The 12,175-nt window shown below is 40.1% G+C and carries 14 protein-coding genes and 1 rRNA gene; 14 read left to right on the top strand and 1 reads right to left on the bottom strand.

What is annotated here, in order from left to right; translation table 11 throughout:
• The first annotated feature begins 129 nt into the window (after positions 1–129).
• From rrf to rsmI, 12 genes are all read left to right on the top strand, one after another.
• Positions 130–245 (top strand): 5S ribosomal RNA (gene rrf, locus BK583_RS00410).
• A gap of 674 nt (positions 246–919) precedes the next feature.
• Positions 920–1,885, top strand: a complete 966-nt coding sequence (locus tag BK583_RS00405; RefSeq protein WP_055737714.1) for a hypothetical protein — start codon at positions 920–922, stop codon at positions 1,883–1,885.
• A 105-nt stretch (positions 1,886–1,990) separates the two neighbouring features.
• Positions 1,991–2,188: a sigma factor G inhibitor Gin gene (locus BK583_RS00400; protein WP_038484820.1), complete on the top strand. Its 198-nt coding sequence runs from the start codon at positions 1,991–1,993 to the stop codon at positions 2,186–2,188.
• A 94-nt stretch (positions 2,189–2,282) separates the two neighbouring features.
• The gene (locus tag BK583_RS00395; RefSeq protein ID WP_055737715.1) at positions 2,283–3,713 is read left to right on the top strand and encodes an aminotransferase class I/II-fold pyridoxal phosphate-dependent enzyme; all 1,431 of its coding nucleotides are present in this window, start codon (positions 2,283–2,285) and stop codon (positions 3,711–3,713) included.
• Positions 3,713–4,351 (top strand): dTMP kinase, encoded by a 639-nt coding sequence (gene tmk, locus BK583_RS00390; protein ID WP_038484826.1) that lies wholly within the window; start codon positions 3,713–3,715, stop codon positions 4,349–4,351. The genes BK583_RS00395 and tmk overlap by 1 nt, the downstream gene beginning before the upstream one ends.
• 1 nt (position 4,352) lies before the next feature.
• Positions 4,353–4,682: a cyclic di-AMP receptor DarA gene (darA, locus tag BK583_RS00385; RefSeq protein WP_038484829.1), complete on the top strand. Its 330-nt coding sequence runs from the start codon at positions 4,353–4,355 to the stop codon at positions 4,680–4,682.
• An 18-nt stretch (positions 4,683–4,700) separates the two neighbouring features.
• Positions 4,701–5,690 carry a DNA polymerase III subunit delta' gene (holB, locus tag BK583_RS00380; RefSeq protein WP_055737716.1) on the top strand — a complete coding sequence of 330 codons (990 nt, stop codon included), beginning with the start codon at positions 4,701–4,703 and terminating at the stop codon, positions 5,688–5,690.
• A 2-nt stretch (positions 5,691–5,692) separates the two neighbouring features.
• Complete coding sequence (locus tag BK583_RS00375; protein WP_038484835.1) at positions 5,693–6,520, top strand: PSP1 domain-containing protein; 828 nt, start codon at positions 5,693–5,695, stop codon at positions 6,518–6,520.
• Between the two features lie 13 nt (positions 6,521–6,533).
• The gene (yabA, locus tag BK583_RS00370; protein WP_035395080.1) at positions 6,534–6,869 is read left to right on the top strand and encodes a DNA replication initiation control protein YabA; all 336 of its coding nucleotides are present in this window, start codon (positions 6,534–6,536) and stop codon (positions 6,867–6,869) included.
• A gap of 61 nt (positions 6,870–6,930) precedes the next feature.
• The gene (locus tag BK583_RS00365) at positions 6,931–7,665 is read left to right on the top strand and encodes a tRNA1(Val) (adenine(37)-N6)-methyltransferase (protein WP_055737717.1); all 735 of its coding nucleotides are present in this window, start codon (positions 6,931–6,933) and stop codon (positions 7,663–7,665) included.
• Positions 7,662–7,928, top strand: coding sequence for a GIY-YIG nuclease family protein (locus BK583_RS00360; RefSeq protein WP_055737718.1), 267 nt, complete (start codon positions 7,662–7,664; stop codon positions 7,926–7,928). The genes BK583_RS00365 and BK583_RS00360 overlap by 4 nt, the downstream gene beginning before the upstream one ends.
• Complete coding sequence (gene rsmI, locus BK583_RS00355; protein ID WP_055737719.1) at positions 7,921–8,793, top strand: 16S rRNA (cytidine(1402)-2'-O)-methyltransferase; 873 nt, start codon at positions 7,921–7,923, stop codon at positions 8,791–8,793. Before BK583_RS00360 ends, rsmI begins: the two co-directional genes overlap by 8 nt.
• A gap of 25 nt (positions 8,794–8,818) precedes the next feature.
• Here rsmI and abrB read toward each other — a convergent pair whose 3' ends face one another.
• Positions 8,819–9,100: a transition state genes transcriptional regulator AbrB gene (gene abrB / locus BK583_RS00350; RefSeq protein ID WP_038484845.1), complete on the bottom strand. Its 282-nt coding sequence runs from the start codon at positions 9,098–9,100 to the stop codon at positions 8,819–8,821.
• A 231-nt stretch (positions 9,101–9,331) separates the two neighbouring features.
• Here abrB and BK583_RS00345 point away from each other — a divergent pair, with 231 nt between their 5' ends.
• Together BK583_RS00345 and BK583_RS00340 are read left to right on the top strand one after the other, a co-directional pair.
• Positions 9,332–10,285: a DNA double-strand break repair nuclease NurA gene (locus BK583_RS00345; RefSeq protein ID WP_055737720.1), complete on the top strand. Its 954-nt coding sequence runs from the start codon at positions 9,332–9,334 to the stop codon at positions 10,283–10,285.
• A gap of 14 nt (positions 10,286–10,299) precedes the next feature.
• On the top strand, positions 10,300–12,132 hold the full coding sequence (locus BK583_RS00340; protein ID WP_055737721.1) for an ATP-binding protein: 1,833 nt from the start codon (positions 10,300–10,302) through the stop codon (positions 12,130–12,132).
• The last annotated feature ends 43 nt before the right edge of the window (positions 12,133–12,175 follow it).

Raw genomic sequence — 12,175 nt, 5'->3', positions numbered from 1 at the left:
GTTTTACAAAGAGAAGCAAGGGATTTGCGGAAGTGACGATGGACTTGAAGGAGCGTACTCACGTACGTGACTGAAAAGGAAAGAGGAAACTGACAAAAAAGCCCGACGCTTATCTGAAGTAAACCAAAGTCTGGTGGCAATAGCAAAGAGGTCACACCCGTTCCCATGCCGAACACGGTCGTTAAGCTCTTTTGCGCCGATGGTAGTTGGGGGCTTCCCCCTGTGAGAGTAGGACGTTGCCAGGCAATCAGAAAGACACCCGAAAAGGTGTCTTTTTTTTGCGGCGCAAAAGAGCTGCGCTTCGATAGAAGCGAGCCAACCAAAGAAAACCGTTTTAACATGCAGGCACAATAAAAAAGAACACCATGGAAAAGCATCGAAGGAAAGCAGCGTGCATCCCCCAGTGAGACGAAAGGGTTGTTTTCGTAAAAGCCTCATGGGAAGCATCGGGGAGCCATCAACAAGAGGAACGGCCTCGAAGAAAACCACCCTGGAGCCAAGGGACGTTGCCAGGCAATGAGAAAGACACCTGAAAAGGTGTCTTTTTTTGTGTAGAAAGAAAGGCGCAAAAGAGCTACGCTTCGGCAGAAGCGGTCAAACAAAAAGCAACAGTATGAAATGAACACCATCAACGAGAACATCGTGAAAAGACATCGAAGGAAAGCATCGGGGAGCCATCAACAAGAGGAACGTCCTCGAAGAAAACCACTGTGGAGCTAAGGGACGTTGCCAGACAATCAGAAAGACACCTGAAAAGTGAAAAGGTGTCTTTTTTTTGTGTAGAAAGAAAGGCGTAAAAGGGCTACGCTTCGGCAAATTTACTATATTATGACGCAAGAACACGTTAATTGTGTTTATAGGACAGTAAAAAGGGCTAAAGAGAAATAGATTTGTTCAAATGGATAGAGGAGGATCGAGAATGAATGATTTTACAGAACCACTTTTTGGAGAAGTAGCTATGTTACCGTTTGAAAAGCGACTCTTTCAAACAAAGGAAGTTAGAAGATTAAAGTTTATTTCTCAATTTGGTGGAGCATCGCTCATCTCTCCCTTGAGTCATTCACTGTTTGAACACACTTTAGGAATTTGGAAGCTTACTGCTATCTTTTTCCCTAATCATCGCTTACTCCGGGCTGGAGCAATTTTGAGTCAAATAGAGGGTATCCCTTTCGGATCTACCATACACTCCCTATTCACTATAAATGAAAAAGAAAGCATGTTTAAAAACACCCCCTTTCATTCAAATGAGATTCACCTTATTCTGCAAGAGGAAAAATTAGATTGGGGAGCCGTGGAAGAGGTAGCAAGAAAAAGCCCTTTTTTGCATGGAACGAAGGAAAACCTTGGTATAATTGGTCTAGATCGTGCACTACGTACATTGTATATGGTAGGTAGGTTAAAGCAGAAACCTAGTCATTATGTTAGTCACTGTTACGTTAATGAAAGAGGTTTACATTGTTCAGCTGAAATGGCGAAGGAATTTGTTACTGTTATGATGGATACAGAACAACTCCTTTCCTGTAAAGAGTTCGGAGCAATTGATGCGGTCATTTCAGAGGCGATTAAATGTGATTGGGCAGAAACGGGAGAAGAATGTGACACCTATAGCCGTCTGAGCGATTGGGAAATCCTATGTATTTTAAAAACATCTCTTTCGGTCCGAGCACAATACTTAATTCATGCCCTGTTAGAACAACCTGACAAATTTATTGTTCGTGAAGGTGCTACAGGTCGAGGCATTCCCTTTTCCATTTACCCGGAATATCGGCTACCATTGATAAGTGAGGATGTAGAGATATCTTTTAAAAATTGGACTGAACGCTTGAACACATTGGAACAAACATATGAGGTAATTGATTTCACAAGTTTGGCAGAAACAATTTAGGTGTGACAAACACCTACATAGGTTGTTGTGCATAGAATAATAAATAATGCCTCTCGTCGGTATAAGGAGCGCATTCTGGGCGATACTTATGGTGGAGGTGCATCTATGCAAAGAGTAGAACGAACGATTCGATTTAAACTTTATAAAGAGTGTCATGTGTGTGGGGATCTTATCAATAAAGGATTACGTTTAGGTCGTACAGAAATTTGCAATCGATGTGAGAGAAATATGGTTGAAGAAAGTAATCATTATTTATATGATCGTTACATTCAAGCGGTTAAAGAAATATGGAAACATTATTAAGGAGACTTGTTACTGAAACAAGTCTTTTTTAGGTGACGACTAAACCATAATTCGTTAAAATAGATAGTAGGAAAACAAGAGAGGGGGTTGTCACATGAGTGTGCGTACTCCCATTATTGATGTTATAAAAGCTCATATGAATCGAAAACCATTGTCCTTCCATGTACCTGGACATAAAAATGGGCACAACTGGCATTCGTTTCTTCCTTTATTTGAGCAGTTATTGCCTTATGATGTAACTGAATTAAGTGGTCTTGATGACCTACATGATGCAAAGGGTGCAATTGCTGAATCACAGCAACTTTGTGCTGAATTTTATGGAGCTGGCGAAACCAGTTATCTAGTGGGTGGCTCAACGAGTGGTAATTTGGCAATGATATACGGTGTTCTGCAAGAAGGAGACACTGTATTTGTTGAGCGCGACTGTCATAAATCAATTATGCACGCATTAGAGTTATGTAAAGCGAATGTTGTGTTCTTGTCGTCCCGTCGGTCAAGCATAACCAATCACCCATTAGGTGTCACGTATGAAGTGCTAAAACATGCGTACGAGCAACACCCCCAAGGGAAAGCAATGATCTTAACGTACCCAAATTATTGGGGAAATGTAATTGACTATCGTGAAACGTTTCGCTTTGCTAAGGATCATCGACTACTCCTGTTAGTTGACGAAGCTCATGGTGCCCATTTTGTTGTAGGCAATGAATCTTTAAATAGCCCACCATCGGCCCTACAGTTAGGTGCAGATATTGTTGTACAGTCTGCTCATAAAATGCTACCAGCACTGACGATGACAGGTTGGCTTCATTTTTCTAACACGATTGATCCAATTATCAAAAAACGAGTAAAACATGCGCTACAAATGTTTCAATCAAGCAGTCCTTCTTACGTCTTGCTTGCTTCATTAGATGGAGCAAGGGCATTTCTAGAAGAACAAGGGCATCATGCTTATCGTCAAGCTCTTGAAGCACAGAAAAAACTGTGTGAATGGATAGACGTTCATCCAGATATAGAGTTAGTAGAAGAAGAAGCACATTTTAAAGATCCTTTAAAACTAATGGTGAAGCCAAGAGATAGTGGTACGGGAGTGAGTGTTTTAACTGCCTTAAAACAAGTGGGGATCGATGCTGAAATGGCAGACCCAAACGTTACCTTGCTCATTTTAGGACTATCTAGTTTACATCCAGATACGCAGAAACGGTTAAATCATGTTACGATAGAATCAACACCCCTTAAAGAAAAAAATGCTGTTGAAGCAGGAGCTAAGGGGTGTTTGTCCGAATTAATAAGAAACAAAGATAATAAAGAAAACGTTGAGCTTTTGTCTCTACAAGATGCTGTTGGCCGAGTAGCTGCTACGGACGTTATTCCGTATCCCCCAGGAATTCCTCTGCTTATAAAAGGGGAAAAGATTTCTGAGGAGCACGTAGAACAAATGAAACAGTTCCTTTCTACAGGGGTTACCTTCCAAGGATTTCAGCCCTATAGAGGAATAGTAGTTAAGCGTAAATCAGGAGAAGAATAATGCAAAAAGGTCTATTTATTTCAGTCGAAGGTGGCGAAGGAGCTGGCAAAACGACTGTTGTCGATAAAATCGAGTCTACGTTAAGAAAACGAAAGTATACGGTATTACGGACAAGAGAACCTGGTGGAGTGGAGCTTGCAGAACAAATAAGACATCTATTGCTTCACACAAAGCAAATGGAGATGGATGATCGTACGGAAGCTCTTCTCTATGCAGCTGCCAGAAGAGAACATCTCGTGAAAAAAGTTCTCCCAGCATTGGAATCAGGCTCAATTGTTTTATGTGATCGTTTCATTGATTCAAGTCTCGTGTATCAAGGATATGCTCGTGGAATTGGAATGGAAGAAGTATGGAAAATAAATCAATTTGCCGTTGAAGGTCATTTACCCGACTTAACGCTTTATTTTGACGTTTCACCAGAAGTAGGTTTAGCACGAGTTAAAAAAGATCAAGTACGGGATTGGAATCGTCTGGATCAAGAAACGGTGCACTTCCATAAGAAAGTAGAGAAAGGCTATAAATTGCTTGTTGAAAGTGAACAAGAACGCATTAAGGTCATTCAAGCAGAACGGCCATTTGAAGAAGTCTACCATCAAGCGCTTATGATTATAGAAGACACTATTAAAGGAGTGGAATAGTATGAAGCTAATTATGGCAGTTATCCAAGATAAAGATAGTACAAGATTATCAGATGCACTAGTAAAAGCAGACTATCGTGCGACACGCCTTTCAAGCACAGGTGGATTTTTAAAAGCAGGGAATACCACTTTCCTTATTGGTGTTGAAGATGACGCTGTTGAAGAAGTCATGGGAATTATTCAGAAAAACTGCCGTAGTCGCGAGCAAGTCGTAGCCCCTATTTCACCGATGGGTGGTAATGCCGATTCTTACGTTCCTTATCCAGTAGAAGTACAAGTTGGAGGAGCGACAGTTTTTGTACTTCCGGTAGATCATTTTGAACAATTTTAATTAATCGTGGTGGATGAAATGAATAATTGGAACGATTGGAAAGAGGCACAGCCACAGGTTGTGCCTATGCTAGTAGAGAGCATAAAAAAACAACGACTCGCGCATGCTTACTTGTTTGAAGGACAAGCTGGAAGTGGAACAATGGACCTTGCTATTCTTCTTTCTAAAAGTTTTATTTGCCAGAATAAGCAAGGGCCGAATCCTTGTTTAACATGTTTAGATTGTACGCGAATAGACTCTGGTAACCATCCAGATTTACATAAGATTGCGCCTGATGGACAATCCATAAAACGGGAACAAGTGGATTACCTCCAAAAAGAATTTTCTTATCGAGGAGTGGAGTCACGACAAAAAGTGTACATTGTCTCTAATGCAGATAAGATGACAGGAACGGCTGCTAATACGTTGTTGAAGTTTTTAGAAGAGCCGCAAGGCGAAACATTAGCAATTCTTCTGACTGAACAAGCCAAAAATGTGCTACCAACGATTAGAAGTCGAACACAGCATATCCGGTTTCACCCTCCACTTAAAGAAGAAATTGTAAAGCAATTAATGGAGAGTGGAATAGATCAAAAGCATAGTTCCTTTTTAGCTGAACTTACAGAAAATAAAGAGGCGGCATTACGTTTAACAGAGGACGACTGGTCTTTTCAAGCTAGAGGTGTAGTGTTACAATTGATGCATGAGTTATACACAAGACCTGATCAAGCGATTATTACGCTAGCCGAAAAGTGGTTGCCGTTAATGAAAGAGCGTATTCATCAGGAAATGGGTCTTGAAATGATGACTTTATGGTTGCGAGACCTTTTATATATACGAGTTGGAAAGCAAGGGGAGCTTGTTTATAGTGATTTTTATGATTCCTATAAAGAGTTGTCCCTATCAACATCACAGCGTCTCATTACTCTTTCGTTGGCTAAAGTGATGGAAGCAAAAAGCCAACTTAGTGCTAATGTTGCCGTACAGTTAGTGATGGAAAGATTGCTTTTCACGATACAGGAGGGCTAGTTTTGCACGAGGTTGTAGGTGTCCGATTTAAAAAAGCGGGCAAAATTTATTACTTCTCGCCAGGTTCTCTCGAGATAGCTGGTGAAGAAGCTGTAATCGTCGAAACATCCCGCGGAGTTGAATACGGGAAAGTAGTCGTTTCACCAAAGTTTGTTGATGAACAAGATGTTGTTTTGCCGTTGAAACAAGTTATACGCTTAGCAACAGTTGAAGATACATTAGTGGTAAAAGAGAATCGTGAGGCAGCTCGAGACGCAATTGACGTATGTACAAAGAAAATCGTGGAACACAAGTTAGATATGAAACTCGTTGATGTTGAATATACGTTTGATCGTAATAAAGTATTGTTTTATTTTACTGCCGATGGTCGGATTGATTTTAGAGAATTAGTAAAAGATTTAGCCGCAATCTTTCGAACAAGAATTGAATTAAGGCAAATCGGTGTAAGAGACGAGGCGAAGTTGCTCGGGGGAATCGGTCCTTGTGGTCGAATGCTTTGTTGTTCTACGTTCTTAGGTGATTTCGAACCTGTATCAATTAAAATGGCAAAAGATCAAAATCTCTCACTTAATCCCGCAAAAATCTCAGGACTTTGCGGTCGTTTAATGTGTTGTTTGAAGTATGAAAATGACACATATGAAGAAGCTAAGAAAGAAATGCCTGATATCGGTAAGAAAATCTCTACACCTGATGGAACAGGAAAAGTGATTGGATTGAATTTGCTTGACCGGGTTGTTCAGGTTCAACTTTTTGAAGAAGAACAGACGCTTGAGTATGCTTTTGATGAATTAAGGAAAAGTGAAAAGCTCACTTCAAAAGCAACGGATTAATGAGGTGAACGATGTGGATAAGAAGGCCATCTTTATGCAGGTTTCAAGCCTTGAAGAACGAATTGGTGATTTGCACGAAGAATTAAGAGGTTTAAAAGAGCAGCTCGCTTACTTAATCGAAGAGAATCATTATTTACACATAGAGAATGAAAATTTACGTAAACGCTTAGAACCGGAAAAGCCTATTCTCCCTGAAGAGTTTGAACGCAAGAAGATGGTTGGGGAAGGTCATGAGAATTTGGCAAGGCTCTACCAAGAGGGCTTTCATATATGCAACACGCACTATGGGAGTATTCGACCAGAAGGTGATGATTGTTTGTTCTGCCTTTCATTTCTACATCAAAAATGAAAAAACCAGTAGCCGGTCTCGTATGTTGAGATCGGCTTTTACAGTAAAGGAGTGAGGTTGAGTGCTTAAAGATGATGAGCGAATGGATCATATAGCAGGTACCACGTATCAGATTATCCAAAGCGATAACGTTTTTACGTATTCAATTGATGCTATTCTGCTAGCGCGATTCGCTTCCATTCCGCTTCAAAAAGGACAAATACTTGATCTATGTAGCGGTAATGGCGTAGTTGGTATGACGATGACGGAACGAACAAGAGCAGCCATCACATTGATGGAACTGCAAGAGCCACTCCATACAATGGCGCTACGATCAATTGAAGAGAATAACCTATGTGAACACGTGACTGCTTTATGTGCCGATTTGAAGGAGATAAAACAATACTTTGCACACGGTTTTTTTGATACTGTTACATGCAATCCTCCCTATTTTAAACAATCAAGTCATGAACAAATAAAAGAAAACCGAACCAAGGCTGTGGCCCGGCATGAGCTTGCTTGTACATTATCAGAGGTAGTCGAATCAGCAGCGTACGTGTTAAAGCATAGTGGAAAGTTAGCCATTGTACATCGTCCAGACCGTTTGGTTGATATTATCGAAGCAATGAAAAATAATAAGGTTGAGCCGAAGCGAATCCAATTTTGCCATAGTAAGGCAAGTAGCCATGCGAACATGCTTTTAATAGAAGGTATTAAAGGAGGCAAACCTGGATTAAAGACAGAGCCTCCTTTAATGGTTTACGAAGAGGACGGCCGCTACACAAAGGAATTTAACGAGGTTTACTTTCGTTTATGAAGCATTATATGTATGTACTTGAATGTGGCGATCAGTCTTGGTATACCGGCTACACGAATAATGTGGAACAACGGTTACAGAAACACGAAGAAGGAAAAGGCGCTAAATACACTCGAGGTCGAGGACCGTTAAAGCTTGTTTATGTTGAAACGTTTGCAACAAAAAAGGAAGCATTAAAGCAAGAATATCAATTTAAGCGAAAAACAAGGCGCGCCAAGGAGCGTTACGTTTTAGAACAAAGGAGTTTACAAGGAAATGATTGAACAAAAAAGTTATCCGCTTGATGGTGGCGGTCTCTATCTAGTACCGACCCCTATTGGCAACTTAGAAGATATGACGGTTCGAGCTATTCGTATATTAAAAGAAGCTGATTACATTGCTGCAGAAGACACGAGGCAAACCAAAAAATTAACGAACCATTTTGAGATTTCGACAGCCCTATTGAGCTATCATGAACATAATAAGTATAAGGCAGGTAAAGAACTGGTAGAAAAAATCAAAGCCGGTGCCGTGGTAGCCCTTGTTACGGATGCAGGGATGCCAGGTATTTCTGACCCAGGCGAAGATCTCGTTACACTCTGTTTGGAGGAGAAGCTTTCTGTTCTATCTTTACCAGGACCAAATGCAGCGATAACCGCTTTAGTAGCATCTGGCTTATCAACAAAATCTTTTCTGTTTATTGGATTTTTGCCTAGAGGAAAAAAAGAGCGTAAGCTTGAATTAGAACGTTTACAAAAACAAACGGATACGGTTATTTTCTATGAAGCCCCTCATCGGTTAAATCAGACACTTCAAGCGATTTATGATGTATTTGGAAACCGAAACATCGTCCTAGCGAGAGAATTAACGAAGCGCTATGAAGAATATAACCGAGGGACAGTAGAAGAGGCATTAGAGTGGATAAAAACGGGGCAAGTAAAAGGCGAGTTCTGTTTATGTGTAGAAGGATATAATGGAGAAAACCAAGAGGCTGAAACCGAATGGTATGACGCATTAACAGACATTCAACATGTAAAGCATTACGTGGAATTAGGTCTTTCTGAGAAAGAAGCGATCAAACAAGTTGCCAGTGATCGTGGATTAGTCAAACGAGAGCTGTATCAACAGTATCATGAGGCAAAAAAATAAACCCGCCATGGGCAGGTTCAAGTAATTATTTTTTTGTCACATAGTCTTGGAGTTGTTCGAGTACTGCTTCGGCTCCTTGAGGGCTAAGTACGATCTTTCCATTTGCCAATGATAAGTTATCATCAGATACTTCACCTGTAACTTGACATGTCATGTTGGCCTTGTATTTCTTCAAAATGATTCGGTCATTATCAACATAAATTTCAAGCGCATCCTTTTCAGCAATGTCCAACGTACGACGAAGCTCAATCGGAATAACAACGCGACCTAATTCATCGACTTTACGGACGATCCCAGTTGATTTCATTACGTTTCCCCCTTAAATATGAAGCCAGTGTGTAGTCAAGAAGAATTTTATGTCATATTTCGACATAATTCTATAGTAATCTAAGAATAACAATATTTCCAAAACAAGTCAATCGCTTTAAATAAAAAAACTTATATTTTGCGACAATTTATTTTAAGTACCACGAAACCCGGCACAGCAGTATTTGTAGAGAAAAAACATCTATTATAAAAAAGAGAGGAGCGCTTTCAAATGGATATTCATGCAGATGTAATTGTAAAATTGCAAGAATCAAATCAAAGATTAAAAGATACATATGCGCAGAGTCATAGAAACAAAGACCTAATTCGACAAAAATTGACGAAAGAAGCAAATGTTTTTCGACAAATGGAGCGACTATCTACAGATCATCTTGTAAAGACCTTAGCTGGTCGGAAATTAGCAGGAACCGATGGGTCCGTTAATCAGACGAAAGGTGAAGCACCCCATATTATTTATTTGTTTCAAGCCATTTCAAAGGCAACCGACGGTCGTGCCGAATGGACATCTGATTTATTTATTCCTTTATTAGAACATGGCGATGAAGAAGAGGAAGCAATTAGTAAACAACGGGCAAAACGTTTAGCGATTCTAGAGTTAAAGGCGGCGCGCTCTTTAATTGAAAAAGACGATATTGCTGTCATGTTAATGGACGGTGCGCTTTATCACTATCGAATTGATGCGAAAGAGGAGTGGGAAGAACTTCGAGAATCAGCGTTGAAACGAAATACGTTATTAGTGGGTGTATCTGAAGAAATTACAACAGAAAATCTTATTACGTTAGAAAGTTTTGCGACTTATGCGCGAAACCCTTATTCCTATGACCGAGATTTGTTATTTGGCATGCTTGATCAAAACGAAATGATTTATATTGATACGATTCAACATAAAGCAGGTTTACTTTCAACGTGGATGCGACTCGGATCAACCCCAACCATTACAGGCTTTGATCTATTAGAAGAGCAAAGGGATCATTTAAACTGGATTGGTGATTTACTCTGTACGCTTACTCCGTCTGAAGGTCGTGGTATACCACTCTGGCTAGATCATATTGATAAGGAAATTCGCATAACAGACAAGCTTGTTGAAGGGTTAGTAGAACAATATATTGATGAAGACATTCGTCGACAATTCTTTGTGAAATTGCGAACGGAACGGCCGTATTAAAAGGAGGGATCGCTTTGCAAGTTGTTGGAATTACTACTCAACATGAAGTGCATATTGCATCAAAATCACATAAGTTCCGCATGAATGAAATGCTTGTTATTGAAGATAAAGAGCTGAATGAACCTAAAGGTGAAGTTGTAGAAACCTTATCTTATAATCGCTATATACCAATGGGAATGGATAAAGGTTTAGTCGATCGAAATGTGTTAGAGACTCTTGAGGCCATTGGGTATGACATCGGTCAAGATGATATTCATCTTGCAAAGGTGCGTTTATTTGACGAGGCTCAAAAGCCCATTCAAACAGGCGTCCGTGTACGTCATCCAGCATTTAGTGAGATTGAGCATTTGCTTGTTTCAACGTCGAAAGAAAAAGGCATGGTATTAGGGGAAATTAAGTCTACTGATTTTATCGCAGAGTCGTTACCGGCACAGTTACATGACATTTTGCATATGCAAGAACACGGATTGGTGAGAGCACAAAATGGTGTACCGTTTATTTTCGATATTCGTGCTATGCAGCAGTACCCACATATTGGTGTGTTTGGTGGCTCAGGATCAGGTAAATCGTTTGGTTTAAGAGTAATGCTAGAAGAATTGATGAAATTAAAAATTCCTTCTCTTGTATTTGATCCACACTTTGAAATGAATTTTACTGGCAAAACAGAAGCAGATCGTGGGGACGTTAACTATGCTTCTAGGTATGAGGTTGTTCAAATTGGTCGGGACGTCGGTGTTGATTTTTCGGCATTATCAACTCGAGATGTAGAGAGATTGCTTGGAGCGGCAGGTCACCTTACTGAATCAATGATTAATGTTATTCAAACGATTCATAAACGAAAAGACAGTTATCAAACGTTTAGTGATCGAATTGCCAATTTAATAGATGCACTGGATATGGGTAAACAAAGGATCGAAGGCATGCTGCATGATGGTGGCATGACAAAAGATGAAATTAATCGCTATAGTGAATTCAAACGTTTACTCGATCAGTTTGGTAGCTTGCCCCCATCTTCTGTAAAGGGTATCCAATGGCGTGCAAATCGTTTACATCAGTCAGGGCTTTTTCAACAAAACATTCGAGCGATTGAGCACGGCATTCATAACGGCAAACTTGTTGTGATTCAAGGGGCTGTTTGGTTACTACAGGTGTTTGCCAGCTACGTGATAGGAACTCTTTACTTTAAACGTCGCGCTTATAAAGATGCAAAGCTACAACAACAGCAAAGCGAATTCTTTCCACCGTTTGTTGTTGTCACAGATGAGGCACATAACTTTGCACCTAAAGGATATGAAGCACCAGCAAAATCAGTACTGAAAGAAATTGCGCAAGAAGGAAGAAAGTATGGGACGTTTTTGATTTTTGCTACACAACGCCCAACCTTGCTGGATGAAACGATTACGGCACAGCTTAATTCTAAGTTTGTTTTTCGAACGGTTCGAGGAACGGATATTCAAACGATAAAGGAAGAAACAGATTTAACGGCAGAAGAAGGAAAACGGCTTCCGTATTTACAATCTGGGGATGTGTTTGTTTCTTCAGCCATTATCGGTAGAACCGTTGCTGTTCGAATACGGCTCGCTCACTCAACTAGCCCACATACGATGAACCCATTTGATGAGCTTGAACAAATGAATAATGCTGGAAATGAAGAATTAGTTGCAGCACTTGAAGATTTTCTTCCTCTGGCAGAAATGCACGTCATGCAAAAACTTGATGAATTAAATAAACAGTCAGGAAAATCGTGGGATGTATCAGAATGGAAACAATCGTTAGAACAACTGTGTGAAGATGGCCTTTTAACAAAACAAAAAACACCGTTTGCTACTCTTTATGATCGCACTTGACAGATAGATGTATAGTTCGCTATATTTTTGATAAGAATGAACG

This window comes from Shouchella oshimensis (genome assembly GCF_002019765.1).
GTDB classification, from domain to species: Bacteria; Bacillota; Bacilli; order Bacillales; family Bacillaceae_D; genus Shouchella; species Shouchella oshimensis.
This window is presented reverse-complemented; position numbering and strand designations above follow the sequence as displayed.

Bases quoted from the DNA above. Each gene is read 5' to 3' on its own strand.
- BK583_RS00405 (WP_055737714.1), top strand. From the start codon at position 920: ATGAATGATTTTACAGAACCACTTTTTGGAGAAGTAGCTATGTTACCG.
- BK583_RS00400 (WP_038484820.1), top strand. From the start codon at position 1,991: ATGCAAAGAGTAGAACGAACGATTCGATTTAAACTTTATAAAGAGTGT.
- BK583_RS00395 (WP_055737715.1), top strand. From the start codon at position 2,283: ATGAGTGTGCGTACTCCCATTATTGATGTTATAAAAGCTCATATGAAT.
- tmk (WP_038484826.1), top strand. From the start codon at position 3,713: ATGCAAAAAGGTCTATTTATTTCAGTCGAAGGTGGCGAAGGAGCTGGC.
- darA (WP_038484829.1), top strand. From the start codon at position 4,353: ATGAAGCTAATTATGGCAGTTATCCAAGATAAAGATAGTACAAGATTA.
- holB (WP_055737716.1), top strand. From the start codon at position 4,701: ATGAATAATTGGAACGATTGGAAAGAGGCACAGCCACAGGTTGTGCCT.
- BK583_RS00360 (WP_055737718.1), top strand. From the start codon at position 7,662: ATGAAGCATTATATGTATGTACTTGAATGTGGCGATCAGTCTTGGTAT.
- rsmI (WP_055737719.1), top strand. From the start codon at position 7,921: ATGATTGAACAAAAAAGTTATCCGCTTGATGGTGGCGGTCTCTATCTA.
- abrB (WP_038484845.1), bottom strand. From the start codon at position 9,100: ATGAAATCAACTGGGATCGTCCGTAAAGTCGATGAATTAGGTCGCGTT.
- BK583_RS00345 (WP_055737720.1), top strand. From the start codon at position 9,332: ATGGATATTCATGCAGATGTAATTGTAAAATTGCAAGAATCAAATCAA.